Origin of the sequence: Mesorhizobium sp. CA15, assembly GCF_020165215.1 — a bacterium.
In the GTDB taxonomy this organism is placed as follows: domain Bacteria; phylum Pseudomonadota; class Alphaproteobacteria; order Rhizobiales; family Rhizobiaceae; genus Mesorhizobium.
In genome coordinates, this window is sequence record NZ_JAIUHQ010000001.1 from 288,812 (window position 1) to 313,626 (window position 24,815).

29 protein-coding genes are annotated in these 24,815 nt (G+C 63.1%); 13 read left to right on the forward strand and 16 right to left on the reverse strand.

Features of this window, described 5'->3' with window-relative positions; all coding sequences use genetic code 11:
- Positions 1–9: 9 nt before the first annotated feature.
- Together LB515_RS01475 and LB515_RS01480 are read right to left on the reverse strand one after the other, a co-directional pair.
- Positions 10–1,422 (reverse strand): circularly permuted type 2 ATP-grasp protein, encoded by a 1,413-nt coding sequence (locus LB515_RS01475; protein WP_224706527.1) that lies wholly within the window; start codon positions 1,420–1,422, stop codon positions 10–12.
- 169 nt (positions 1,423–1,591) lie between these two features.
- Positions 1,592–1,828 carry an Lrp/AsnC ligand binding domain-containing protein gene (locus LB515_RS01480; RefSeq protein WP_224706528.1) on the reverse strand — a complete coding sequence of 79 codons (237 nt, stop codon included), beginning with the start codon at positions 1,826–1,828 and terminating at the stop codon, positions 1,592–1,594.
- 214 nt (positions 1,829–2,042) lie between these two features.
- Here LB515_RS01480 and LB515_RS01485 point away from each other — a divergent pair, with 214 nt between their 5' ends.
- The gene (locus LB515_RS01485; protein WP_224706529.1) at positions 2,043–2,462 is read left to right on the forward strand and encodes a DUF4864 domain-containing protein; all 420 of its coding nucleotides are present in this window, start codon (positions 2,043–2,045) and stop codon (positions 2,460–2,462) included.
- 19 nt (positions 2,463–2,481) lie between these two features.
- On the opposite strand, the gene LB515_RS01490 is transcribed toward LB515_RS01485, so the two are convergent.
- The 8 genes from LB515_RS01490 to coaD all read right to left on the reverse strand — a co-directional run bounded on the left by LB515_RS01490 (position 2,482) and on the right by coaD (position 8,704).
- Positions 2,482–3,939, reverse strand: coding sequence for a hypothetical protein (locus tag LB515_RS01490; protein ID WP_224706530.1), 1,458 nt, complete (start codon positions 3,937–3,939; stop codon positions 2,482–2,484).
- Positions 3,940–4,031: 92 nt separating this feature from the next.
- The gene (gene tgt, locus LB515_RS01495; RefSeq protein WP_224706531.1) at positions 4,032–5,162 is read right to left on the reverse strand and encodes a tRNA guanosine(34) transglycosylase Tgt; all 1,131 of its coding nucleotides are present in this window, start codon (positions 5,160–5,162) and stop codon (positions 4,032–4,034) included.
- On the reverse strand, positions 5,155–5,424 hold the full coding sequence (locus LB515_RS01500; protein WP_224706532.1) for a hypothetical protein: 270 nt from the start codon (positions 5,422–5,424) through the stop codon (positions 5,155–5,157). Before LB515_RS01500 ends, tgt begins: the two co-directional genes overlap by 8 nt.
- On the reverse strand, positions 5,414–6,502 hold the full coding sequence (gene queA, locus LB515_RS01505) for a tRNA preQ1(34) S-adenosylmethionine ribosyltransferase-isomerase QueA (protein WP_224706533.1): 1,089 nt from the start codon (positions 6,500–6,502) through the stop codon (positions 5,414–5,416). Before queA ends, LB515_RS01500 begins: the two co-directional genes overlap by 11 nt.
- 90 nt (positions 6,503–6,592) lie before the next feature.
- Complete coding sequence (locus LB515_RS01510) at positions 6,593–7,042, reverse strand: DMT family transporter (RefSeq protein WP_095765301.1); 450 nt, start codon at positions 7,040–7,042, stop codon at positions 6,593–6,595.
- Positions 7,043–7,052: 10 nt separating this feature from the next.
- The gene (locus LB515_RS01515) at positions 7,053–7,565 is read right to left on the reverse strand and encodes a peptidylprolyl isomerase (RefSeq protein ID WP_095765300.1); all 513 of its coding nucleotides are present in this window, start codon (positions 7,563–7,565) and stop codon (positions 7,053–7,055) included.
- 29 nt (positions 7,566–7,594) lie between these two features.
- Positions 7,595–8,185 carry a peptidylprolyl isomerase gene (locus LB515_RS01520; RefSeq protein WP_411969114.1) on the reverse strand — a complete coding sequence of 197 codons (591 nt, stop codon included), beginning with the start codon at positions 8,183–8,185 and terminating at the stop codon, positions 7,595–7,597.
- An 18-nt stretch (positions 8,186–8,203) separates the two neighbouring features.
- Positions 8,204–8,704 (reverse strand): pantetheine-phosphate adenylyltransferase, encoded by a 501-nt coding sequence (coaD, locus tag LB515_RS01525; RefSeq protein ID WP_140696281.1) that lies wholly within the window; start codon positions 8,702–8,704, stop codon positions 8,204–8,206.
- Positions 8,705–8,895: 191 nt separating this feature from the next.
- Between coaD and LB515_RS01530 the strand changes: the two genes are divergently transcribed.
- Entirely contained in the window at positions 8,896–9,048 is a 153-nt protein-coding gene (locus tag LB515_RS01530) for a hypothetical protein (protein WP_095765297.1), read from the forward strand.
- A 41-nt stretch (positions 9,049–9,089) separates the two neighbouring features.
- Here the strand turns inward: LB515_RS01530 and gyrA are convergent, their stop codons facing one another.
- Together gyrA and LB515_RS01540 are read right to left on the reverse strand one after the other, a co-directional pair.
- On the reverse strand, positions 9,090–11,876 hold the full coding sequence (gyrA, locus tag LB515_RS01535) for a DNA gyrase subunit A (RefSeq protein WP_224706534.1): 2,787 nt from the start codon (positions 11,874–11,876) through the stop codon (positions 9,090–9,092).
- A 163-nt stretch (positions 11,877–12,039) separates the two neighbouring features.
- Positions 12,040–12,870 (reverse strand): AraC family transcriptional regulator, encoded by an 831-nt coding sequence (locus tag LB515_RS01540; RefSeq protein WP_224706535.1) that lies wholly within the window; start codon positions 12,868–12,870, stop codon positions 12,040–12,042.
- An 85-nt stretch (positions 12,871–12,955) separates the two neighbouring features.
- Between LB515_RS01540 and LB515_RS01545 the strand changes: the two genes are divergently transcribed.
- Together LB515_RS01545 and LB515_RS01550 are read left to right on the forward strand one after the other, a co-directional pair.
- The gene (locus tag LB515_RS01545; protein WP_224706536.1) at positions 12,956–13,489 is read left to right on the forward strand and encodes a hypothetical protein; all 534 of its coding nucleotides are present in this window, start codon (positions 12,956–12,958) and stop codon (positions 13,487–13,489) included.
- Between the two features lie 148 nt (positions 13,490–13,637).
- Positions 13,638–14,267, forward strand: coding sequence for a MarC family protein (locus LB515_RS01550; RefSeq protein ID WP_140546758.1), 630 nt, complete (start codon positions 13,638–13,640; stop codon positions 14,265–14,267).
- Between the two features lie 30 nt (positions 14,268–14,297).
- On the opposite strand, the gene LB515_RS01555 is transcribed toward LB515_RS01550, so the two are convergent.
- From LB515_RS01555 to LB515_RS01565, 3 genes are all read right to left on the reverse strand, one after another.
- On the reverse strand, positions 14,298–14,723 hold the full coding sequence (locus tag LB515_RS01555) for an OsmC family protein (protein ID WP_140841187.1): 426 nt from the start codon (positions 14,721–14,723) through the stop codon (positions 14,298–14,300).
- 73 nt (positions 14,724–14,796) lie between these two features.
- Positions 14,797–15,204 carry a DUF2306 domain-containing protein gene (locus LB515_RS01560; protein ID WP_411969115.1) on the reverse strand — a complete coding sequence of 136 codons (408 nt, stop codon included), beginning with the start codon at positions 15,202–15,204 and terminating at the stop codon, positions 14,797–14,799.
- 33 nt (positions 15,205–15,237) lie between these two features.
- On the reverse strand, positions 15,238–15,753 hold the full coding sequence (locus tag LB515_RS01565) for a single-stranded DNA-binding protein (RefSeq protein ID WP_224636454.1): 516 nt from the start codon (positions 15,751–15,753) through the stop codon (positions 15,238–15,240).
- 236 nt (positions 15,754–15,989) lie between these two features.
- Between LB515_RS01565 and LB515_RS01570 the strand changes: the two genes are divergently transcribed.
- From LB515_RS01570 to LB515_RS01610, 9 genes are all read left to right on the forward strand, one after another.
- Positions 15,990–16,304 (forward strand): ArsR/SmtB family transcription factor, encoded by a 315-nt coding sequence (locus tag LB515_RS01570; protein WP_095765290.1) that lies wholly within the window; start codon positions 15,990–15,992, stop codon positions 16,302–16,304.
- Complete coding sequence (locus LB515_RS01575) at positions 16,301–16,777, forward strand: SRPBCC family protein (protein WP_224636453.1); 477 nt, start codon at positions 16,301–16,303, stop codon at positions 16,775–16,777. The genes LB515_RS01570 and LB515_RS01575 overlap by 4 nt, the downstream gene beginning before the upstream one ends.
- 27 nt (positions 16,778–16,804) lie before the next feature.
- Entirely contained in the window at positions 16,805–17,407 is a 603-nt protein-coding gene (locus LB515_RS01580; RefSeq protein ID WP_224601284.1) for an ATP-dependent Clp protease proteolytic subunit, read from the forward strand.
- 75 nt (positions 17,408–17,482) lie between these two features.
- Complete coding sequence (locus LB515_RS01585; protein WP_224544440.1) at positions 17,483–17,761, forward strand: hypothetical protein; 279 nt, start codon at positions 17,483–17,485, stop codon at positions 17,759–17,761.
- Between the two features lie 798 nt (positions 17,762–18,559).
- Positions 18,560–21,481, forward strand: a complete 2,922-nt coding sequence (gene uvrA / locus LB515_RS01590; RefSeq protein ID WP_224706537.1) for an excinuclease ABC subunit UvrA — start codon at positions 18,560–18,562, stop codon at positions 21,479–21,481.
- Positions 21,482–21,509: 28 nt separating this feature from the next.
- On the forward strand, positions 21,510–21,974 hold the full coding sequence (locus LB515_RS01595) for a GNAT family N-acetyltransferase (RefSeq protein WP_095765285.1): 465 nt from the start codon (positions 21,510–21,512) through the stop codon (positions 21,972–21,974).
- Between the two features lie 26 nt (positions 21,975–22,000).
- A complete protein-coding gene (locus LB515_RS01600) occupies positions 22,001–22,804 on the forward strand; it encodes a DUF72 domain-containing protein (protein ID WP_263490153.1) in 804 nt (267 codons plus the stop codon).
- Between the two features lie 140 nt (positions 22,805–22,944).
- The gene (locus LB515_RS01605) at positions 22,945–23,202 is read left to right on the forward strand and encodes a hypothetical protein (RefSeq protein ID WP_224706538.1); all 258 of its coding nucleotides are present in this window, start codon (positions 22,945–22,947) and stop codon (positions 23,200–23,202) included.
- A gap of 113 nt (positions 23,203–23,315) precedes the next feature.
- Positions 23,316–24,461, forward strand: a complete 1,146-nt coding sequence (locus LB515_RS01610) for a GGDEF domain-containing protein (protein WP_224706760.1) — start codon at positions 23,316–23,318, stop codon at positions 24,459–24,461.
- A 23-nt stretch (positions 24,462–24,484) separates the two neighbouring features.
- On the opposite strand, the gene LB515_RS01615 is transcribed toward LB515_RS01610, so the two are convergent.
- Entirely contained in the window at positions 24,485–24,661 is a 177-nt protein-coding gene (locus LB515_RS01615) for a hypothetical protein (RefSeq protein ID WP_095765283.1), read from the reverse strand.
- Positions 24,662–24,815: the final 154 nt, after the last annotated feature.

The window sequence follows — 24,815 nt, forward strand, 5'->3', positions numbered from 1 at the left end:
TATTCGCTCTTAATCATCCAGCACCCACGTATCCTTCGTCCCGCCCCCCTGTGAGGAATTGACCACCAAGGACCCCTCCTTGAGCGCGACGCGCGTCAAGCCGCCGGGCACGATCTGGATACGATCCGAAACCAGCACGTACGGCCGAAGATCGACATGGCGCGGCGACAGGCCCTTTTCGGTCAGGATCGGGCAGGTCGACAGCGCCAGCGTCGGCTGGGCGATATAGTTCGAGGGCTTCGCCTGCAGCTTTTTTGCAAAGTCCTGGCATTCCTTCTTGGTCGCCGCCGGGCCGACCAGCATGCCGTAGCCGCCGGAGCCGTGCACTTCCTTGATGACGAGCTCGTGGATGTGCTCGAGCACATATTTGAGGCTGTCGGGCTCCGAACAGCGCCAGGTCGGGATGTTGCCGAGGATCGCCTTGCGGCCGGTGTAGAACTCGACGATCTCCGGCATGTAGGAATAGATCGCCTTGTCGTCGGCGATGCCGGTTCCCGGCGCGTTGGCGATGGTGATGTTGCCGGCGCGGTAGACATCCATGATGCCGGGCACGCCGAGCGCGGAATCCGGCCGGAAGGTCAGCGGATCGAGGAAGTTGTCGTCGACGCGCCGGTAGAGCACGTCGATCTGCTTGTAACCTTCGGTCGTACGCATCGCCACATGGCCGTCGACGACACGTAGGTCCTGCCCTTCGACGAGTTGCACGCCCATCTGGTCGGCAAGGAACGCATGCTCGAAATAGGCCGAGTTGTACGAGCCCGGCGTCAGCACCGCGATGGTTGGCGCGCCCTTGCTGCTTTGCGGCCGCACCGCGGCCAGCGACTGGCGCAGGAGTTGCGGGTAGTTCTCGACCGGCCGCACCTTGATCTTCTGGAACAGCTCCGGAAAGAGCTGCATCATCGTCTCGCGGTTCTCCAGCATGTAGGAGACGCCGGACGGCGTGCGGGCATTGTCCTCCAGCACGTAAAATTCGTTCTCAGAGATGCGGACGATGTCGACGCCGATAATGTGGGTGTAGACGCCGGCCGGCGGCCTGACCCCGATCATCTCGGGCAGGAAGGCCTCATTCCTGGCGATCAGATCCTTGGGTACCCGCCCGGCGCGCAGGATCTCCTGGCGATGATAGATGTCGTCGAGAAAGGCGTTCAGCGCCTGCACGCGCTGCTCGATGCCTTGCGTCAGCCGGCGCCATTCGTGGCCGGAGAGGATGCGCGGGACGATGTCGAAAGGGATCAGCCGCTCGGAAGCTTCCTGTTCGCCATAGACGGCAAAGGTAATGCCGGTCTTGCGGAAGACGCGCTCGGCATCCTGCATTTTCTGGGTAAGCCTGGCTGGGTCCTGCTCCTTCAGCCAGCGATCGTAAGCCTCATAAGGTCTTCTCAGTCCGGAAACTTCCGGAAGCATTTCGTCGAACGCTGCCAATCGCGTACTCCCCTCTGAGACCATTTCACTGGCCTCGCCGGAGAAAATCAAGCGCAATCGGTAATTTAGGAAGCCGCGATGGCCACTCTATGCAAATTGCCCAAAATCAAGGCACGGACAGCAAGGCTGGGTCAGCTCCTGCTTCCCGGCGGGGCACAGACAGGCCCGGTCAGAACGCCCGGAAGGTCACAATGGTGAAGGTGTCCTTGATTCCAGGCAGAATCTGCACCCGCTCGTTGACGAAATGGCCGACGTCTTCGTCGTCGTCGATATAGAATTTGGCAAGCAGGTCGTAATTGCCCGCGGTCGAGTAGATCTCGGAGGCGATCTCGGCATCGGCGAGCGCGCTGGCGACCTCATAGGACTTGCCCAGGTCGCACTTGATCTGCACGAAAAATGCCTTCATTGCCCGGTCCTGCCAGCCTGCTTCATGAATAAGCGGCCCTTGTGGCAGACTGCTGCCCGGCTTTCAAGCTTCCCGCGCCGCGCACCTCGAAGAGTACCTGATCCCGCTTCCCGACGCTGAAATGGTGAAATCTTCGCATCCCGGTGAAACCACGCCATGGCGCGATGCGTATGTTAGATTGCATTCGTCAAAGCGAATTCCGGGGAGGCAGGCCATGCGCCGCGCTTTGTTCGCACTTGCTCTTGTTCCGATGTTGATAGCCTCGCTTGCTTTTGCCGGCGAGGCCGAGATCAAGGCCGCGCAGACGGTCATCGACAGCCAGTTGAAGGCCTTCGTCGCCGATGACGGCGCCACCGCCTACAGCTTCGCCGCGCCGAACGTGAAGCAGATCTTTCCGACCGTCGACACCTTCATGAACATGGTGACGAATGGCTACGCGCCGGTGCGCAAGCCCCGGTCCTATTCCTTCGGCAAGGTCGAGCAGACCGGACCCGGCTCGATCATCCAGCAGGTGCTGATCGTCGGGCCCGACGGCAAGGATTATGAGGCGGTCTATACGCTGCAGCAACAAGCGGACGGCAGCTTCAAGATCACCGGCTGCAGCCTGCGCGCCTCGACTTCGGTCAGTACCTGAGCCCGACCGGCATGACCGCTCAATCTCGACGGCTATACAGTGTCCAGCCCAGACCGGAGAGGCCCCAGAAGGTCGAGGCTCCGGCTCGTTCGTAGGCAAGTGCGCAATCGAAATCCACGCGCTCCGGCTGTTTTTGGGTATCGCCTTCGAGAATCAGCCAGTCCGCGCGCCCGGCGCAAATCTTGTCCTGGGTGACGAGCGATGCCTGGCGGCCAATGCGCGCGGCGAAATAATCGACCACCATGCCGGTGCGGAAATCGGCGTTGGTGGCATATGTGGCGGCGCCGCTCTTTGTCATCTCGTCCACCATCTCGGAATAGGAACCGCGCCCATGCTCATAGAAATGGGCCAGCAACGCCGCGTTGCCGCCCGCCACAAGAACGAGCATCCCGGCGGCAAAAAGCCTTCTCTTACCGCCGGCGTCGAAGCCGCGTCCGATCAAGTCTCCGGCCCAAAGCAGCAACAAGGTTCCGCTGACAATGAAATAGCGCGGGAATTCAACATTCGGCAGATGCGCCGCCGCCATCAGGGCGGGCAGCCCGACGATGCCGATGGCATAAAGGCTGGCCCGGCGATCGCGCGAGACGCCTGCATGTGCCAAGACGAGGATGCAGGTCACCGCGACGCACGTCCAGTCGCCGATCCAGTCCGGCAGGCCGAAAAGATAGCGGATCATTCCGCCATAACCGGCGGCGAATTTCTCGAGCGAGAAAGAGGAAAAACCGCCGATATTGAAGCTGAACCATCGTGCGCCTACAAGCATTGCCGCGGCAAGCGGAAGCACGGTAAGGAAAGCAGGCAGAAAGGCCTGGACGACCTCCTTGTTGACGACAATCAGACTGCGGCTGCCTCGCCAGCTCAGCCACGCCGTCCAGGCCGTTAGCACCACCACCGTTTCGACCATTGTCAGGTGGGAAAGGAAGCCAAGCAGAATTGCGACAGCAAGAGCGACGCCGTACGCGCCCCGCTTGTCGAACCAGCGCTCCAGAAGAGCCACCGCAACGAGTGTGAACAGCGCCAGGCCGGCATAGCCACGCGCCTCCGAGCCGTAGTGAACCATCGGATAGCTCAACGCAAACAGCAGCGCCGACCCAATCATTGCCCAACGTCCGCGCGATATCGCCGCGGCTGCAATGACGGTGCATCCGCTGAGCGTTATTGAGAAGCCGCGCTGGACCAGCGGCGCGGCATCAGGCCCGACGACATACTGGTATATCGAGTTGAGAAAGTGGTTGTTGTCGTGGTTCACACGCCAGAATATCTGGTCGATCGACGTCAGGGGCTTCAGCAGCGTGATGCTCCAGATCTCGTCGTGCCAGAGATCCCCGCGCGCGCCGAGCAGGCGCAAGATAAGGCCGACAAGCACGACCCCTGAAATTACAAGTAATAAACTGTAACTCCATTGCTGGGTCGCCGCCGAACCCGACCGGTAAACATCAGCGATTGCTGCTCTATGGTCGACGATCGACGCGTCCATCTTTACCAAAGTCGTGCCGCCCCTTGCCTCGATATGGCAAGGCATACTTACTCTTGATCTGATTTATGAAAGGTTTTCCGACGCTTCCCCGATCAAAGGACCGGGATATCGCCCCGCACCCAGCCTTCGGTAATCTCGGCGGCGCGCGCTTCGAAAGCCTGCGCCTCGATGGCTGCTCGGACGTCCTGCATCAGACTCTGATAATAAGATAGGTTGTTCCAGGTGAGCAGCATGGCGCCGAGCGCTTCCTGCGAGCGCACCAGGTGATGCAGGTAGGCGCGCGAATAATCGCGCGCGGCCGGGCAGTCGCTTTCCTCGTCGAGCGGGCGCGGATCGTCGGCATGGCGGGCGTTCCTGAGATTGACCTTGCCGCGGCGCGTGTAGGCAAGGCCATGGCGGCCGGCGCGGGTCGGCATCACGCAGTCGAACATGTCGATGCCGCGCGCCACCGATTTCAAAATATCGTCCGGCGTGCCGACGCCCATCAGGTAGCGCGGTCTGTCGGCCGGCAGCTCCGGGCAGGTGATGTCGAGCATCTCCAGCATCACCGGCTGCGGCTCGCCGACCGCGAGCCCGCCGACCGCATAGCCTTTCAGGTCCATCGCTTTCAGCGCCTGGGCGGAGCGCACGCGCAAGGCTGCGCTGTCGCCGCCCTGGACGATGCCGAACATCGCCTTGCCCGGCTGGTCGCCGAACGCCGCCTTGCAGCGCTCTGCCCAGCGCAGCGACAATTCCATGGCGCGCTCGATCTCCTCGCGCTTGGCCGGCAGCGCCGTGCATTCGTCGAGCTGCATCTGGATGTCGGAATCGAGCAGTCCCTGGATTTCGATCGATCGCTCCGGCGACATCTCGTAGGGCGCGCCGTCGATGTGCGAGCGGAAGGTGACGCCCTGTTCGGTCAGCTTCCTGAGCTTCGACAGCGACATGACCTGAAAGCCGCCGCTGTCGGTCAGGATCGGATGCGGCCAGCGCGCGAACTCATGCAGGCCGCCGAGTCTGGCCACGCGCTCGGCGCCTGGTCGCAGCATCAGATGGTAGGTGTTGCCGAGGATGATGTCGGCGCCGACCCCGCGCACCTGGTCCATATACATGGTCTTGACGGTGCCGCCGGTGCCGACCGGCATGAAGGCCGGCGTGCGGATCTCGCCGCGCGGCATCGAGACCAGGCCGCGCCGCGCCTTGCCATCGGTGGCAAGCACCTCGAATGAAAAAGTGTCAGCCATTGAATTCCTTGTCGTGCTCCGGCGCGCCGGGCGCCTGCTCGTCGAGCGACTGCCGGTAGCGGATGCAGCCGCGCATGAATTTCGGCCATGGCGGCACGGCAATCGCCGGCTCGGTCCTTTCCGGCAAAAGCTCCCAGAGCTCAGGATGATGCCAGCACAGATCATGCCCTGTCGCGTCGCGATGCGCGCGAATGCCGGCGCGCAGTTTCTTCACCTCCGCGATCAGCGTGTCGCGGCCCATGCTGTCGAGGTCATCGTCCATTGCTCGTCTCCGCACGAAAAAGCAGGCTTGCGTCTCCATAGGAGTAGAACCTGTAGCGGTTCGCGATGGCATGCGCATAGGCCGAGCGCATCGTCTCCAGCCCGCTGAAGGCCGAGACCAGCATGAACAGCGTCGAGCGCGGCAGATGGAAATTGGTCATCAGCATGTCGGCCGTACGGAAGCGATAGCCGGGCGTGATGAAGATGTCGGTGGGTCCGGACCAGGGCTCGATCCTGCCGTCGTCGCGCGCCGCGCTCTCCAAGAGCCGCAGCGATGTCGTGCCGACGCAGATGATCCGCCCTCCCCGCGCCTTGGCCGCGTTGAGCGCCGCCGCCGTCTCCGGGCTTACCGAGCCGGTCTCGGCATGCATCTTGTGGTCGGTCGTGTCGTCGGCCTTCACCGGTAAAAAAGTGCCGGCGCCGACATGCAGCGTGACGAAGCGGCGCTCGATGCCGTTGGCGTCGAGCGCCCCGAACAGCTCCGGGGTGAAATGCAGGCCGGCGGTAGGCGCGGCCACCGCGCCTTCCTCGCGCGCATAGATCGTCTGATAATCGGCGCGGTCGCGCTCGTCGTCCTCGCGCTTCGACGCAATGTAGGGCGGCAGCGGGATATGCCCGACGGCATGCAGCGCCTCGTCGAGAAAGGCGCCCGACAGATCGAAGCCGAGCAGCGCTTCGCCGCCCTCTCCTTTTTCAAGCACCGTGGCGTCGAGCCGGCCCAGAAAGCAGGAATTGCCGTCGTGGCCGAAATGGATGCGGTCGCCGGCGGCGATGCGCTTGCCCGGCCGCATGAAGGCCAGCCAGCGGTCGGGGCCGGTGCGCATGTGCAGCGTCGCCTCGACCTGCGCCGCCGCTTCGCCGCGCAGCCTGATGCCCTTCAATTGCGCCGGGATGACCTTGGTGTCGTTGAACACCAGCACGTCCCCGGCCCTGAGCAGCGACGGCAGGTCCCGGACCGTCCGGTCCTCGAAACCGGCACCCGGCCTCACCACCAGCAGCCGAGCGCTGTCGCGCGGCTCGGCCGGCCTGAGCGCGATGCGGTCTTCGGGAAGATCGAAATCGAAGAGGTCCACTTTCATGCCTGCGGCAATAACCCGATCGCCGCGCTCTCGCCACCGTCTTGTTGCCGCGCCTTGCGAGCAATTGCCGTCGAACGAAACAGCCGACGCTCAGGTCAGCCGCACCAGCAGCGCTCCGGCCAAGAGCAGCACAGCGCCGGCGACACGGCCAAGCGAGATTTCGCGCACCGCCACGCCAAGGAAGCCGGCGCGGTCGATCAGCATGCCGGCGATCAGCTGGCCGGCGACCAGGAAGGCCATCAGCGCCGCCGCGCCGATGCGTGGCGTGAGGATCGTCGACAGCGTCACATAGAAGCCGCCGAGCATGCCGCCGGCGACGAACAGCCAGGGCGCCGGCGCCTTCCAGTCGAGCGAGATGCCCTGCAGCTTCACCACCGAGATCGAGATGATGCCGAGCACGATGGCACCGGATAGGAAAGAAAAGGCGGCGGCCGCGACCGGAAGGCCGAGGCCCTTAGCCAATTGCGAATTGATCGGCGCCTGGATGGCGATGAAGGCGCCGGACAGGATGCCGAGCAGGGACCAGACAGCGCCCATCATCGTTCCGCCTTTACTTGACGTCTGCCGCGACTTTCAGCGACACGATCTTGTCGGGATCCTGCACCGGCTCGCCGCGCTTGATCTTATCGACATTCTCCATGCCTTCGATGACCTGGCCCCAAACCGTGTACTGGCGGTTGAGGAAGGCGGCGTCGTCGAAGCAGATGAAGAACTGCGAGTTCGCCGAGTTCGGGTTCTGGGCCCTAGCCATCGAGCAGGCGCCGCGGCCGTGATTGGCGTTGGAGAACTCGGCCTTGAGGTCTGGCTTGTCGGAGCCGCCCATGCCCGCGCGCGACGGCGCATAAGTGGGCTTGCTCGAATTGCCGAACTTGACGTCGCCGGTCTGCGCCATGAAGCCGTCAATGACGCGGTGGAACACCACGCCGTCATAGGCGCCTTCGCGCGCCAGTTCCTTGATGCGGGCGACGTGCCCGGGCGCCAGCTCGGGATACATTTCGATGACGACCGGGCCCTTGGTCGTTTCCATGATGAGCGCGTTCTCGCGATCCTTGATCTCAGCCATGTCGGAAAATCCTTTGAAAATTGAGGGAGTTACTTGCTGTCGGCGGCGATGCGAACCTTGATCATGCGGTCGGGGTCGGTGACCGTGCCGTTGTCGGCCTCATCGCCCTTCTTGATCTTATCGACGAGATCCATGCCGCCGACCACCTTGCCGACGATGGTGTACTGGCCGTCGAGGTTCGGCGCCGGCGCGAACATGATGAAGAATTGCGAGTTGGCCGAGTTCGGGTCCTGCGAACGGGCCATGCCGACCACGCCGCGCGCGAACTGCTCGCTCTGCGAAAACTCGGCCGGCAGGTCGGGAAGATCGGAGCCGCCGGTGCCGACGGCTTCGGGGTTGAACCCCTTCTTCATGTTGCCGAATTTAACGTCGCCCGTCTGCGCCATGAAGCCGTCAATGACGCGGTGGAAGGCGACGTTGTCGTAGGCGCTGTCGCGCACCAGCTTCTTGATCTGCGCGACATGCTTGGGCGCCAGATCGGGACGCAACGCGATGGTCACGTCGCCGTCCTTGAGCGTGATGATCATGGTGTTTTCCTTGTCGGCGGCGACGGCCGGCAAGGACGCCGCGAAAAGGCCGGCAACCACGACAAGGAACGAAGCGAGCTTCTTCAGCTGCATGGGTATCTCCGGGAAAACCTATTTGGTGAACTTGGCGGCGAGCGCGCCGGCAACGGCCGCAGGCACGAACGGGCGGATATCGCCGCCCATCGACGCAATCTGGCGCACAAGTGTGGCGGTAATGGTGCGCACCGAAGGGCTGGCGGGCAGAAAAACCGTCTGCAATTCGGGCGCCATCGTCTCGTTCATGCCGGCCATCTGCATTTCGTAATCGAGGTCGGTGCCGTCGCGCAGCCCCCGGATCATGATCGAGGCGCCGTGCTTGCGGGCCGCGTCGATGACCAGCCCGTCGAAGGACACGACCTTGATACGATCGCTGTCGCGACCGAATTCGGCCTTGGTTGCGGCCTCGATTAACTCAACGCGTTCCTCGAAGGAAAACAACGGCTTCTTGCCCGGATGAATGCCGATCGCCGCATAGACGGTGTCGGCCACCGCCAGCGACGCTTTCAGCACATCGAGATGGCCATTGGTCAGCGGGTCGAAAGAGCCGGCGTAAAGGGCGGTGCGTTCCGTCATGGCAGGCTTCTAGCGAGCCTCTCGGACAAAGGCAAATCTCATTAATTGCATTGCCGTGAACCTTTTCGCGCCGATGAACGACAGATGAATGCGGCAATCACGAACATTTCACGCAGCGTTCACTAGGTTGCCGCTTCAAGAGGTGAAACCAAATCCCCACCTCATCGTTGTACGCCCAGGAGAACACGCAAATGCTGATCTACATGCTTGCCACTGCAATGACCATTGTGATGCTGATCGCGACTGCATTCGGGTTGCATCAGGAAGCAGCGCGAGTGCGCGTCAAGGCCAATACCAAGCGGCTCGATGGTTTCGCCCATCGCAACGTCTACCGTCGCCACTGATCATGATCGCACCGGCCCAGAGAGGCCGGTGAAGCTTGAACCTATTCGCCTTCGCCCATGTCGTCGGTGCCGGTCTCGCTTGAAGCCACGTCTTCGGCCTCTTCGTCCGACTGCGGTTCCGAAATCCGCTCCACCGATACAACCTTCTCGCCTTCGGCCGTGTTGAAGATCGTCACGCCCTTAGTGGCCCGGCTGGCGAAGCGTATGCCGTTGACCGGCACGCGGATGACCGTGCCGCCGTCCGAAACCAGCATGATCTGATCGTCATTGCCGACCGGGAAAGTCGCGACCAGCCGGCCGATCTCGGCTACCTTCGACACATCGGTGGCGCGGATACCTTTGCCGCCGCGGCCCGTCAGCCGGAAATCGTAGGACGACGAGCGCTTGCCGTAGCCATATTCGGTCACTGTGAGCACAAGCTTCTCATGCGCCTTGAGGAACTCGTAGCGCTCCTCGGAAAGCTCGGCTTCCTCGCCGATTTCCTCATTGGTGAGCGCGATCTCCTCCTCCTCGCCGGCTCCGCCGGCGGCAAGCCTGCGCTCCGCCGCGGCGCGCTTCAAATAGGCTGCGCGCTCTGCGGGCGACGCATCGACGTTCTCGATGATGGACATCGAGATGATGCGGTCGGTCTCGGCCATGGTTATGCCGCGCACGCCGACGGAATTGCGGCTCTGGAACACACGCACATCGGAGACCCGGAAACGGATGCACTGGCCGGAATTCGCGGTCAGAAGCACATCGTCATTGTCGGTGCAGGTCTCGACGCCAAGGATCTCGTCGCCCTCTTCCTCCAGCTTCATGGCGATCTTGCCGTTGCGGTTGACCTGGACGAAGTCGGACAGCTTGTTGCGGCGCACGGTGCCGCGCGTGGTCGCGAACATCACATCGAGCTCGCCCCAGCTGGTTTCGTCCTCCGGCAGCGGCATGATCGTCGTAATGCGCTCGCCCTGCTCGAGTGGCAGCATGTTGATCAGCGCCTTGCCGCGCGATTGCGGGTTTCCGATCGGCAGCCGCCAGACCTTTTCCTTGTAGACGATGCCGCGCGAGGAGAAGAACAGCACCGGCGTGTGCGTGTTGGCGACGAACAGGCGGGTGACGAAATCCTCTTCCTTGGTCGACATGCCGGAGCGGCCTTTGCCGCCACGGCGCTGCGCCCGGTAGAGTGAAAGCGGCACGCGCTTGATGTAGCCGGAATGGCTGACGGTGACGACCATGTCCTCGCGCTGGATCAGGTCCTCGTCTTCCATATCCGAACCGCCGTCGGTCAGCTCGGTGCGGCGCGGTGTGCCGAACTCGTCGCGGACCGCGACCAGCTCGTGCTTGACGATCTGCTGGATACGCGCGCGCGATGACAAAATATCAAGGAAATCGACGATTTCAGCGCCGATCTGGTTCAATTCGTCGGCGATCTCGTCGCGGCCGAGCGCGGTCAGGCGCTGCAGGCGCAGGTCAAGAATGGCGCGCGCCTGTTCCTCGGACAGATTATAGGTGCCGTCCTCGTTGATGCGATGGCGCGGATCGTCGATCAGCTGGATCAGCGGAGCGACGTCGTGTGACGGCCAGCGCCGCTCCATCAACTGCTCGCGCGCCGTCTGCGGATCCGGCGCGGTGCGGATCAGCTTGATCACCTCGTCAATATTAGCGACCGCAATCGCCAGCCCGACTAACACATGCGCCCGCTCGCGCGCCTTGCGCAGCAGATATTTCGTGCGACGGCTGACGACTTCCTCGCGGAAGCCGACAAAGGCCTTCAGCATGTCGATCAGCGTCAGCACTTCCGGCTTGCCGCCGTTGAGCGCCACCATATTGGCGCCGAACGAGGTTTGCAGCGGCGTGAAACGGTAGAGCTGATTGAGGACAACGTCGGCTACGGCGTCGCGCTTCAACTCCACGACGACGCGGTAGCCCTGGCGGTCGCTCTCGTCGCGGATGTCGGAAATGCCCTCGATGCGCTTGTCGCGCACCAGCTCGGCCATCTTCTCGATCATCGAGGCCTTGTTCACCTGATAGGGAATCTCGGTGACGACGATGGATTCGCGGTCATTGCCGCGCTGCTCGATCTCGACGCGGCCGCGCATGACGATCGAGCCGCGGCCCGTCGAATAGGCATTGTAGATGCCCGAACGGCCAAGCACGATGCCGCCGGTCGGGAAATCCGGACCGGGCACGATGTCCATCAGCGCCGTCAGGTCGATCGCCGGATTGTCGATGAGAGCGATGGCGCCGTTGCAGACCTCGACAAGATTGTGCGGTGGAATGTTGGTGGCCATGCCGACGGCGATACCGCCGGAGCCATTGACCAGAAGGTTCGGGAAACGGGCCGGCAGTACCTTGGGCTCGCTGCCGGACGCATCGTAAGTATCCTGGAAATCGACGGTTTCCTTGTCGATGTCCTCCAAGAGCTCATGCGCGACCTTGGTGAGCCTGGACTCGGTGTAGCGCATCGCCGCCGGCGGATCGCCGTCGATCGAGCCGAAATTGCCCTGACCGTCGATCAGCGGCACGCGCAGCGACCAGTCCTGCGCCATGCGGACCAGCGCGTCATAGATCGAGGCATCGCCATGCGGATGGTATTTACCCATCACGTCGGCGACCGGGCGGGCCGATTTCACATATTTGCGGTTCCAGTGGTAGCCGCTCTCATGCGAGGCATAGAGGATGCGGCGATGCACCGGCTTCAGGCCGTCGCGCACGTCGGGCAGCGCACGGCTGACGATCACGCTCATGGCGTAATCGAGATAGGAGCGCTGCATCTCCTCGATGATCGAAATCGGCTCGATGCCGGTGGGGCCGCCGTCCGGCCCGCGCGGTGTCTTCTGGTCGGTCAAATCAGGTCACAATCCAGTCGGGAATCACTCACCGCTTATATAGGAAGCCTCGCCGAAACTCCAATGTCGGCCGGACTTTTCCAGAGACAATTTTGATGGCAATTTCAAATGGATATCGCTGATTGCGACGATATGGCCAAGGTCGATTTCGCTTCAGCCGGCGTCAGCGCCCTCTGGTCCGTCTGGCGCGATAGGCGCCGGGAGCTTGTCCCATCTCGCGCCGGAACCGGCGGTTGAAGGTCGACAGATCGTTAAAGCCGGCATCGAAGGCGATCGTCGAGATCGCCGCGCCCGAGCTGCGCAGACGCACCGCCGCGCGATGCAGCCTCGTCCTCAGCAGGAACTGATAGGGCGTCATGCCGGCAACCTGCCGGAACGTGCGCAGGAAGTGAAACGGGCTTGTCGCCACGCCGGCGGCGAGCTTGGCAAGCGACAATGGTCGATCGGCGTTGAGCTCGATCAGCCGCACCGCCTCGGCAACGCGTTTCTGGTCGCGGCGGCTGGGCGTCCGGCCAGCTGTGGAAGTGCCGGCCGCAGCCGTGGCGACCGCCCCGGCCATGCGCAGGCCCAGCTCCTCGAATGCTTCGCCGTCGCCCGCTTCCCGTGCCGCCTCCGCCTCGGCCAGCAGAGGCGCCAGCGCCGGCAAGGGCGGCAGGCGTGGATGGGTAAAGCCGAGCCGTTTCACATCCGGCAGGTCGGCCAGGACGCGCTCCAGATAGGCCGGCGAAAAATGGAAAGAGAGGCAGCGGTCGCCGGCGCCGTGCTCATGCCCGCATTCATAGCAGGCGCCGGGATTGCCGAGCAGGATGGCGCCCGGCGCCAGCATCGCCGTCCCCTGGCGCGTGCGGTAGCGGAACGCGCCCCTGGTCACGGCGGCGACGCAAAAGCTGCAATGCTCTTCCTCGAATGGCTTGTCGCCGGCGATGGCCGTGCACACCACGTCCGACACCTGCCAGCCATGTCCGGAAGCCAGAGTCTTCTGCGCGGTCGTCATGGCTGAAAGATAGCAATTTTTCCCAAGCGCAGAACCCTGCCATACCGCTATTGCTGGCCTTCTCCTGACAAACGAGGCAGCAACAATGACCGATCCCTTTGCCGAGGCCCTCCACAGCGACGGCCCAAAACCGGACCTTGCCGAAAAGCTGAAACTCTATGGCCGCTTCATCGGCGCCTGGACGTTCGATGCCACACGCATTCTCGAGGATGGCACAAGGCTCACGGGTCGCGGCGAAGTGCATTTCGGCTGGGTTCTCGAAGGCCGCGCCGTGCAGGACGTCTGGATCTTGCCCGCGCGGAACACCGGGGCCCAAACTTCGCTCGGAGCATGGACCTTCTACGGCACCACATTGCGTGTCTACGATCCGGGCGCCGACGCCTGGCACATCTTCTGGAGCGACCCTCGCAACCAGTATTACAGCCGCCAACTCGGCCGCGCCGAGGACGGCACGATCGTCCAGGTCGGTGCCGACGGCACCGGCGCGTCTGTGCGCTGGAGCTTTTCACGCATCACCGAAAACTCGTTTCGCTGGCTCGGCGAGCGCTCGCATGATGGCGGCGCGACCTGGCGCATGGAGGTCGAGTTTCTGGCTCGTCGCCTAAATGAACCTCGATAGCGGTCGAAAAGCCGCAAGGAATTGAAAGTAGCGATCCTTCGCGCCTGCTTTCGCAGCTTCGCACACCATTTCCTTCCGCTTTCCAGCGCCGCGGCTTTGCTCTACCAATTGCAAAACCTGGGCTTCGCCCGGCGGGAGGGGACCAGCGATGCCGAGTTTCGACAGCCTGTTCAACGCCTTCGTCACCATCCTGGTGACCATCGACCCGCCGGGACTGGCGCCGCTGTTCCTTGCCGTGACGCGCGGCATGAATCGTGACGAGCGCCAGCAGGTTTCGGTCCGCGCCTCGGTGATCGGCTTCCTGGTCATGGCGTTGTTTGCGATTGCCGGCGCCTCGATCCTGTCGGTGTTCGGCATAACGCTGCCGGCCTTTCGCGTCGCCGGCGGCTTCCTCTTGTTCTTCATCGCCTTCGAAATGGTGTTCGAGCGCCGCCAGGACCGCAAAGAGAAGATCGGCGACGTCGCCATCACCAAGGACATGATTCACAACATCGCCGCCTTCCCGCTGGCAATCCCGCTGATCGCCGGTCCGGGCGCCATCTCGGCAACCGTGCTGCTGTCGGGCTCCTTCCAGGGTTTTGGCGCACAGGCGGCGCTGGTCGGCATCATAGCGATCTGCCTGGTGATCACCTTTCTGGTTTTCGTGCTGTCCGAGCGTATCGACCGCATCCTCGGCCAGACCGGCCGCTCGATCCTGACCCGTCTGCTCGGCGTCATTCTCGCGGCGCTTGCCGTGCAGTTCGTGGCGGACGGCATCAAGGCGCTGATGGCCGCTTGAACAGTAGCCTACTGCCTACTGCCTACTGCCTCACTTCGCCGCCGTCTCGACCACCTCGAAATCATGCGTGATTGTCGCCGTCTTGGCCATCATGGCACTGGCCGAGCAGTATTTCTCGATCGACAGATCGATCGCGCGTTTCACCTTGTCGTGCGACAGGGCTCTGCCCTTGACGATGAAATGCATGTGGATGCGGGTGAACACTTTTGGGTCGGCTTCGGCTCGGTCGGCGTCGAGCTCGACCACGCAATCCTCGACCGCCTCCCGGCCCTTCTCGAGGATGTGCACGACATCATAGGCCGAGCAGCCGCCGGTGCCGATCAGCACCAGTTCCATCGGGCTCGGTCCCGGCGTCTTGCCTTCCGGCCTGTGCGCCGTGCCCAGCACGACCTTGTGGCCGCTGCCGGACTCGCCGACGAAGGTGCGTTCCTCGACCCATTTGATGCGTGCTTTCACGTTGACCTTCCTTGAGAAATTGCCGTCCGCCAAGGCGTGTTGATATTCAGGTCAGGCCGGCCTCACCTGAATATCAACACGCCTTACTGGCCGAACACAACGGCGTGCATGATCCGGCCGGCAGCAGCGTGAAGATGCCGGCGCCGACCAGCGCGAACAGATAGAGCTTGATCATGGCGCCGCGATGCGCGGTTACCTTATGCGTGTGCGCGTACCAGGCCGCCAGCGGCACGGTGCCCAGCACCAGGATCGACAACAGATGGATCGGGCTGAACGAACCGACGAGCCGGATCTGCTGGATCCAGAAGCTCGATATGGCGATGACCAGCATCAACGCCACCCAGGTGTAGCCCAGCACACGATGACGCACAGTACCTTTCGGCAGCGCCAGCTGGGCGCCGCCGATGGCCAAAGCGGCGAAGGCCGCGAATGCATGCCATGGAATGGGAGGCGGCGCCGACAGAAGCGGTCCGAGCGACATGACGCCTCCCCTCAGACGGCCGTTTCGAGACGCTTAGAACGGGATCTCGTCGTCCAGCTCGCGTGACGAGCCGCCGCCCCTGGAGCCGCCACTGCCGCCGCGGTTGAAGCTTTCATTCGGGCTGGACTGGCCGAAATCCGAGCCTCGGCTGTTGCCGCCACCGGAATAACTGCCGACCTGGCCGCCGCCGCCCTCGCCGCGCGCGTCGAGCATCTGCAACTCGCCTCGGAATTTCTGCAGCACGACCTCGGTGGTGTATTTGTCGGCACCGGTCTGGTCCTGCCATTTGCGGGTCTGCAGCTGACCCTCGACATAGACCTTCATGCCCTTCTTCAAATACTGCTCGGCCACCTTGGCGAGCTGGTCGTTGAAAATGACGACGTTATGCCACTCGGTCTTTTCCTTACGCTCGCCCGAGTTCTTGTCGCGCCAGCTTTCCGACGTGGCGATGCGAATGTTGACGACCGGATCACCGGAATTCAGGCGGCGGATTTCAGGATCCGCTCCGAGATTGCCGACCAGAATGACCTTGTTGACGCTACCCGCCATCTTACTTCTCCGCGCTCATCCGAAACAAATTTCAAGTCGCTCACCTTATAGCCTGCGGGTCGTCGCCGCCCGCAAAAGGCTGGCTTTTCCCACAAGGTTTTTGTTCTCTTTTCGTTCTAGTCATAGCTGCACTTTCTGTCAAGGAATGTCAGCAAAGGCAGGAGTGGACGTGCATTCTGATATGGCGATCAAATAGAAGCTTGCCAAATCGATAAGTATCGACTTATGCTTCTGTCATGATCGAAGCAGAGATTTTCCGCGCTCTGGCCGACCCGACGCGACGCGCGGTTTACGAGCGGCTGACCGCTGGCGAGATGAGCGTGAGCGAGCTGCGCGCCGGCATGAGGGTGTCCCAGCCGGCGGTCTCGCAGCACCTTGCCGTATTGCGCGGCGCCGGCCTGGTGGTCGAGCGGCGCGCCGGCCGCAACGCCTATTATCGCGCCGATCCGCAAGGGCTCGACCCGCTGCTCGGCTGGATCGAACGCTACCGCGCCTTCTGGCCGGAACGCATCGAGAAGTTGAAGACGGTTCTGAAGGGAATGGACCAATGACGGCAACCGAAAACCCGATTGTCAACGAAGCGCCGCTCAGCTTCGAATGCGACCTCCCTGAGCCGCCGGAAAAGGTCTGGCGGGCGCTGACCGAGCCGGAACTGCTCGCCGCCTGGATGATGCCGAACGACATCAAGCCGGAAGCCGGCAGCCGCTTCGCCTTTGCCGGACCGGATGCGCCGATCGAATGCGAGGTGCTCGAGGCCGAGCCCGGCAGGCTGCTGCGCTATTCCTGGCATCAGCGGCCCGACGCGAACGACCGCGACCGGTTTCCGGCCTTCGACAGCATCGTCACCTTCACGCTGACGCGCACCGCCTCAGGCGGCACGCATCTCAGCATCGTCCATGACGGCTTCGTGCCGGTGGCGGAACCTGTCCTCGCCATTGCCGGCGCTGGCTGCGGGCTCTCGCTTCACGCGCGCAAGAACCCGATCGCCGCCAACGCGCCCTGCATGATGCTGCGCGCGGCCTGATCAAAAAGAGGACCGAGGAAACCCGTCATGAGCATTGCCAATCTGGTGCCGATGGTCATCGAGCAATCGAGCCGTGGCGAGCGTTCCTTCGACATTTTTTCGCGGCTGCTGCGCGAGCGCATCGTCTTCATCAACGGCGAGATCAACGACAACGTCTCGGCGCTGGTCTGCGCGCAGCTTCTGTCGCTGGAGTCCGACCACCCCGACAAGGAAATCTCGATCTACATCAACTCGCCGGGCGGCATGGTGACCAGCGGCTTCGCCATCTACGACACGATGCAGTACATCTCCTGCCCGGTGTCGACGGTCTGCATGGGCTTTGCCGCCTCGATGGGCTCCTTCCTGCTGATGGCGGGCGCGCCGGGGCGGCGGATCGCGCTGCCCAACACAAGGATCGTGCTGCATCAGCCGCTGGGCGGCTTTCAGGGCCAGGCCTCAGACATCCAGCGCCATGCCGAGGACATCGTGCGTACCAAGCAGCATATGACCGAGCTCTACGCCAAGCATTGCGGCCGGACCTACGAGGAGGTCGAGCGCACGCTCGATCGCGATTACTTCATGAGCGCCGCGGAAGCCAAGACTTGGGGCCTTGTCGACCACGTCTACGACACGCGCAAGAAAGCGGCCTGACGTTGCGGGAAGGCGCGCGGCAAATTGATCGCCGCGCGTCTGGCATTGCCCTAGCCGCGTCCCTATAGTCCGCGCATGATCGATCCGTTCCAATCCAGGCACTTGTGCGTTGCCCTCGCCGCGCTTGCCGGCGCGCTGGTGGCCGGCGCCGCCCTTGCCGACGACAGTTCGGCGCAGAAACTGCCTGGCGTCAGCGGCGACTACCGCATCGCCAAGCCGGCGCCGCAGCCGGAACCAGACGCGCTACCGGCCGGCAGCGACGGTTCCTTCAAGATCGGCGACACCGATGTCAGGATCGGTGGCAGCATAACGATCGATATGGCCACGGGCGGCGCTCGGATCCCGAACCATTGATTGCGAGCGGGTCAAACGCGAACACCACAAAATGTAAGCCCCGCCACTGCTTCCGCAGGTGGACGGGGCTTTCATGGATCTGATAATCCAATTTTAGCCGGGAGTGGACTGCCGGCGTTCTGTTTCGGATGCAACGCGGCGTTCAGCCGACGATCCGACTATCGTCTCTGATTGTTAAGAATCGGCAAGTCACGGTTTGTCGGGCCGGCGTTTCAAGTCTGCCCTGGCACTTATGCCCGCCGCGGCTCCATCTCAGTGTGGAGCCTCAAGGGACTGTCCGGTGGCGTCATGCTCCGCTCCTGGGTCCGTTGCGACAATGTCGTTCGAAGCGCAAATCGCTATCGCCTGCGGCGTCTCGCAGACCGCCTATTGGGCGGCGAGGCCATCGAAAGACGGCCGGCTTCGTTGACGCGTTTGAGACTGCTCCCCTGGGCCCGGGACGTCAACCGTTGAATAGTCGGTTACCGAAAAATGTGATCGTCTGGAGGTTACGTGCAGGTAAGTCGAGTGCTTCGGCACACCCAACGGCGCGTAGCTCGGCCGCGATTGTTTCCACAACGCTTGGACAATTGTTCTCACAACGCTTGAGCGATTGTTTCCACAACGCTTTGTCAGGAGCGTGTTCGACCTTTGTTCTTTCCGCTTGCCCGGTCGCGCGAAAGACGGTTAAACCCATGATTGGCTTGTCCCGTCGAGATTGTGGCGTCTCTCGACGTGGCGGTGAAAATACCTACATAGGGGATGGCCGGGACAATCCCGCCAATCCAGCAAATTCCAGATCTGAGGCGGCGACCGGCGATGGCCGACCATAAATACCTTTCCATTCGCGGGGCGCGCGAACACAATCTCAAGAACGTCGATCTCGACCTGCCGCGCGACAGCCTGATCGTCATGACCGGATTGTCGGGATCCGGCAAATCGTCGCTTGCCTTCGACACCATCTATGCCGAGGGCCAGCGCCGCTATGTCGAAAGCCTGTCGGCCTATGCCCGCCAGTTCCTCGAGATGATGCAGAAGCCGGACGTCGACCAGATCGACGGCCTGTCGCCCGCCATCTCGATCGAGCAGAAGACCACCTCGCGCAACCCGCGCTCGACCGTCGGCACCGTCACCGAAATCTACGACTACATGCGCCTGCTGTTCGCGCGTGTCGGCATCCCCTATTCGCCGGCCACCGGCCTGCCGATCGAAAGCCAGACGGTTTCGCAGATGGTCGACCGCGTGCTGGCGCTGGACGAGGGCACGCGCCTGTTCCTGCTGGCGCCGATCGTGCGCGGCCGCAAGGGCGAATACCGCAAGGAACTGCTGGAACTGCAGAAGAAGGGTTTTCAGCGCGTCAAGGTCGACGGCGTCTTCTACGAGATCGCCGACGTGCCGGCGCTGGACAAGAAATACAAGCACGACATCGACGTCGTCGTCGACCGCATCGTCGTGCGCGGCGATCTGGCCACGCGTCTCGCGGACTCGATCGAGACAGCGCTGAAGCTTGCCGAAGGTCTTGCCGTGGCCGAATTCGCCGACCGGCCGCTCGACGCCAGCCAGACCGGCGAGGATTCGGTCAACAAGTCGAAGAACGAGACGCATGAGCGCATCCTGTTCTCGGAGAAATTCGCCTGCCCGGTGTCCGGCTTCACCATTCCGGAGATCGAGCCCAGGCTGTTCTCCTTCAACAACCCGTTCGGCGCTTGCCCGACCTGCGACGGGCTCGGCAGCCAGCGCGCCATCGATCCCAACCTCGTCGTACCGGACGAGAACGTGTCGCTGCGCGACGGCGCCATCAGCCCGTGGGCGAAATCGACCTCGCCCTATTACGCACAGACGCTGGAAGCGCTGGGCAAGGTCTATGGCTTCAAGCTCGGCGACAAGTTCAAGGATCTGAGCGCCGAGGCCAAAGAAGCCGTGTTGCGCGGCACGGGCGAGCGCGAGATCACCTTCCAGTATGATGACGGCCTGCGCTCCTACAAGACGACCAAGACCTTCGAGGGCGTCATCCCCAATCTCGACCGGCGCTGGAAGGAAACTGAATCCGCCTGGATGCGCGAGGAGATCGAGCGCTTCATGTCGGCCACCCCCTGCCCCGCCTGCAACGGCTACCGCCTGAAGCCGGAAGCGCTGGCGGTGAAGATCGGCGGCAAGCATATCGGCGAAGTCACGGAGATGTCGATCCGCAAGGCCGACCAGTGGTTCACCGACCTGCCGGCGCAGTTGAACGACAAGCAGAACGAGATCGCGGTCCGCGTGCTGAAGGAAATCCGCGAGCGGCTGCGCTTCCTCAACGATGTCGGCCTCGACTATCTGACCTTGTCGCGCAATTCCGGCACGCTGTCGGGCGGCGAGAGCCAGCGCATCCGGCTCGCTTCGCAGATCGGCTCCGGCCTCACCGGCGTGCTCTATGTGCTGGACGAGCCGTCGATCGGCTTGCATCAGCGCGACAATGCGCGCCTGCTCGATACGCTCAAGCACCTGCGCGACATCGGCAACACGGTGATCGTCGTCGAGCATGACGAGGACGCCATCCTGCATGCCGACTATGTCGTCGACATCGGCCCGGCGGCCGGCATCCATGGCGGCCAGATCATCGCGCAAGGCACGCCGCAGCAGATCATGGCCACACCTGCCTCGATCACCGGCAAATATTTGTCGGGCGAGCTCGAAGTGGCAACGCCCGCAGTGCGGCGCGAGGCGAAGAAGAACCGGCGCATCAAGGTGGTCGGCGCGCGCGGCAACAATCTGAAGAATGTGACGGCGGAAATCCCGCTTGGCACCTTCACCGCGGTCACCGGCGTGTCCGGCGGCGGCAAATCGACCTTCCTGATCGAGACGCTGTTCAAGGCGGCCTCGCGCCGCATCATGGGCTCGCGCGAGCATCCGGCCGAGCACGACCGCATCGAGGGCCTTGAATTCCTCGACAAGGTCATCGACATCGACCAGTCGCCGATCGGCCGCACGCCGCGCTCCAACCCCGCGACTTATACCGGCGCCTTCACGCCGATCCGCGACTGGTTCGCCGGCCTCCCCGAAGCCAAGGCGCGCGGCTATCAGCCGGGCCGCTTCTCCTTCAACGTCAAGGGCGGCCGCTGCGAGGCCTGCCAGGGCGACGGCGTCATCAAGATCGAGATGCACTTCCTGCCCGATGTCTATGTTACCTGCGACGTCTGCCACGGCAAGCGCTACAACCGCGAGACGCTCGACGTGCTGTTCAAGGGCAAGTCGATCGCCGACGTGCTCGACATGACGGTCGAGGAAGGCGTCGACTTCTTCTCGGCGGTGCCCGGTGTACGCGACAAGCTGGAGACGCTGAAGCAGGTCGGCCTCGGCTATATCCATATTGGCCAGCAGGCGACGACGCTCTCGGGCGGCGAGGCGCAGCGCATCAAGCTTGCCAAGGAATTGTCGCGCAAGGCGACCGGCAAGACGCTCTACATCCTCGACGAGCCGACCACCGGCCTGCATTTCCACGACGTCGCCAAGCTGCTCGAAGTGCTGCACGAGCTGGTCGACCAGGGCAACACGGTGGTGGTGATCGAGCACAATCTCGAAGTGATCAAGACCGCCGACTGGGTGCTGGACCTCGGCCCCGAAGGCGGCGACGGCGGCGGCGAGCTGGTGGCGTCGGGCACGCCGGAAGCGATCGTGCGCGAGAAGCGCAGCTACACCGGCCAGTTCCTCAAGGAGCTGCTGGAGCGGCGCCCCGGGGGCAAACGCGAAGCGGCGGAGTGAGCGCGCATTTCGTCGGAAGGGCGCTTGAATGACAATTAGAAGAGCGCTTTCCGGTGATCTTCCGGCCGTTGCCGCGGTGACGACGGCCGCCTATGCGCCCTACACCGCTCTGTTCGGCGCCCCGCCGATTCCGGTGACGGAAGACTACGCGCCGCGCATCGAGCGCGGCGAGGTCTGGCTGCTCGAAGAGGACGGAGGACTGGCCGGGCTGATCGTCCTCGAACGGCATCCCGACCACGCCATGATCTTCAGCGTCGCCGTCGCGCCGGCCTTCCAAGGTAAAAAACTCGGCATCAAACTGCTCAACTTCGCCGACGAGCAGGCGCGGTTGTGGGCCGTGCCGGAGGTGCGGCTTTACACCAATTCGCGGATGGAGCGGAACATCGCGCTCTATTCCGCCTACGGCTATCGGGAAACGGGTCGCCGCGCCAACCCACACCGGCCAGGATGGACCCTGGTCGACATGATGAAGTCGGTCGACCGAGCCGCCTGATCACATTTGAACAGAGGAGGACGATAATGAGCCAAGGAAAAATCCGCTCCGGCATGGGCGGCTGGACTTTCGAGCCTTGGGACACCTCCTTCTACCCGGACAAGCTCGCCAAGGCCAAGCAACTCCACTACGCCAGCCGGCAGGTCCCGACCATCGAGGTCAACGGCACTTATTATTCCAGCTTCAAGGAACCGACTTTCGCCAAGTGGGCCAACGAAGCGCCGGAGGGTTTCGTCTTCTCGCTCAAAGGCAACCGCTTCGTGACCAACCGGAGGGTGCTCGGCGAGGCCGGCGAATCGATGATGCGCTTCCTGGGCTCCGGCGTTGCCGCGCTCGGCGAGAAGCTCGGCCCGATTCTGTGGCAGTTCGCGCCGACCAAGAAATTCGACGCGGACGATTTCGAAGCCTTCCTGAAGCTGCTGCCCGAGCAGCAGGACGGTGTGCCTCTGCGTCACGCGCTGGAGGTGCGCCACGACAGCTTCGTCGTGCCGGAGTTTCCAGCGCTCGCCCGAAAATACAACGCCGCGATCGTCTATGCCGATCACGCAAAATATCCGGCGATCGCCGATGTAACCGGCGGCTTCGTCTATGCGCGGCTGCAGACCGGCAGCGACGACAACCCTGACTGCTACACGCCGAAAGGCCTGGACGAATGGGCGGGAAGGGTGAAGACCTGGGCGCAAGGCAAGCAGCCCGCCGACCTGCCGCGCGCCGATCCCAAGACCGATGCGCCGGTCAAGCCGCGCGACGTGTTCGTCTACTTCATCACCGAGGGCAAGGTGCGCGCGCCGTTCGGCGCCATGGCACTGATGAAGCGAGTGACCGATTGAGGGGCGAGCTCCGCCGGAACTTACGGGGCATCTCGACCGTTTTGCCTTTCTCGCCGGGAGCGGATTTCCATAGCGGTTGAGCGTCGCGGAACAATGGCCCGGGCTCCGGCATCGGGAGAGCCCGAAGAAAGCGAGGTGATATGGCTGTCATCCTCATCGGGGCATTGCTCATTGTCGCCGGCATTGTGTACATGGCGGGTGCGGTCCTCAGGCGCGGGAAACTTAGCGATCCGGCATCTGCAGCCTCGGATCGCCCGATGCCAAACCTGGCAACGCCTGGCCCGACGCTTGAGCCACGCCGGCGCGGCCTCGGTTTCCTCGGCCTGTCGCAGAATTGGCCGGGTCTGGTGATGATGGGGGTCGGCATCATCCTGCTATTGTTGGTGGCGGTCCTCTGACGCCGCGGAATTATGGCATCTTCACCGCTATCGTAACGTAATCGATACTTCCTTGCTGCACTGATAGAACGCACGGCAGGTTGCAGAGACCCGGCGGCGGCAAGGGCGAGCGCATGCTTCTCGACTACAATTCATTGCTGCTGGCCGTCGGCTTCTCCGCCGCCTGCCTCAGCCTCACCCTGTTCGGAACCTGGCTGACCGCCCGTTCCGACAGGTTCCTGCTGACCTGGGCGATCAGCGTGCTGGTGGTGGTGGCGGAGGTTTTTGTCTATGACGCCTATATCGATGCGCCCGGAACAGCCCTCGGCATCCTGGCGCTGGCGCTGCTGCTGTTCGGCTTCTCGGTGATGTTGGGCGCCGCCCACCAGTTCCGGACCGGCCGCTCGCCGCTGCCGCGCATCACGCTTGGCACTGCCATCTCTTTTGCGCTGGCGTTACCGCCAATGGCGCTCGGCTATGACGGTCTGGGCTTCATGCTTGAGAATTTCCTTGCCGCGCTGCTCCTATTCGGCACCGCACATGAATATTGGAAGGGTCGCGAAGAGGCACCGGCGCAACTCGTGGGCGTGGCGCTGCTCTATTCATTGACCGCTGTTTCCTTCGTGCTTTGCGCGGCCGTGCTGGCTTGGGACGGCAAGCTCATCCTCGGCCACGCGCCGAGCAACTGGGCGGAGGATCTGAGCTTGGTCATCGTCATCGCCTCGATGACCGGCATCGGCGCGCTGTCGCTGGCGCTCAACCAGGGGCGGCTCGCGCGCCACCACAAGCATGAGGCAGAGACCGACGTGCTGACGGGGCTGCTCAACCGCCGCGCGTTGTTCGACCTGCACGGCAAGACGCCCGTCAGCGCTTTCACGGCGGTGGTGGTGTTCGACCTCGACGGCTTCAAGGCGATCAACGACCAATTCGGCCACGCCGCCGGCGATGAGGTGCTCAAGGTCTTTGCCCAAGTGCTTTCCGCCGACCTTCGCCCGAACGACTCCGTCGCCCGCATGGGTGGCGAGGAATTTGCCATGGTGTTGAAGCGCACTTTGCCCGAGACAGCCGAGGCGACGGCCGAACGCGTCCGGGCCGCGTTCGCCGCGCGCACGGTCGAGACCGAGACCGGACCGCTGCGCTGCACGGTCAGCGCAGGCTTCGCATTTGGCAGCAGGGATGGCATGAGCTTCGACAAGGTGCTCAGCGCCGCCGACAAGGCGCTCTATGCCGCCAAGCGCGGCGGCCGCAACCGCGTCCTGGATTTTCGCCGCGCCGGCTGAGTTTTACCGCCGCGTGCAAACTCTCAATGGTGTGAGATCACTTCGTTGAAGGCGTCGAGATCGACGTAGAAAACCTTGGTGATCTCATCCAGGAGATGATCTTCGTCATAGCCTTGCGACATCAGGATGTTGATCGCGGTCATGATGTCGACGCGCTCGGTGAGGCGCCGTTTTTGGTAGTCCTCGACAAAACGTTCCATCGCCGTCCCCTGGCAAAATTCTTTTTGGACGCATTGACCGACAATCACTGCGGGGAAAGCTAGGTGGATTGGCTTGCGTGGAACTTGCGGACGGAGCCCGCGCCTTCCCCCTCATTCGCAACTGATACGGAAAGCGGCCGACTCACCAGGGCCA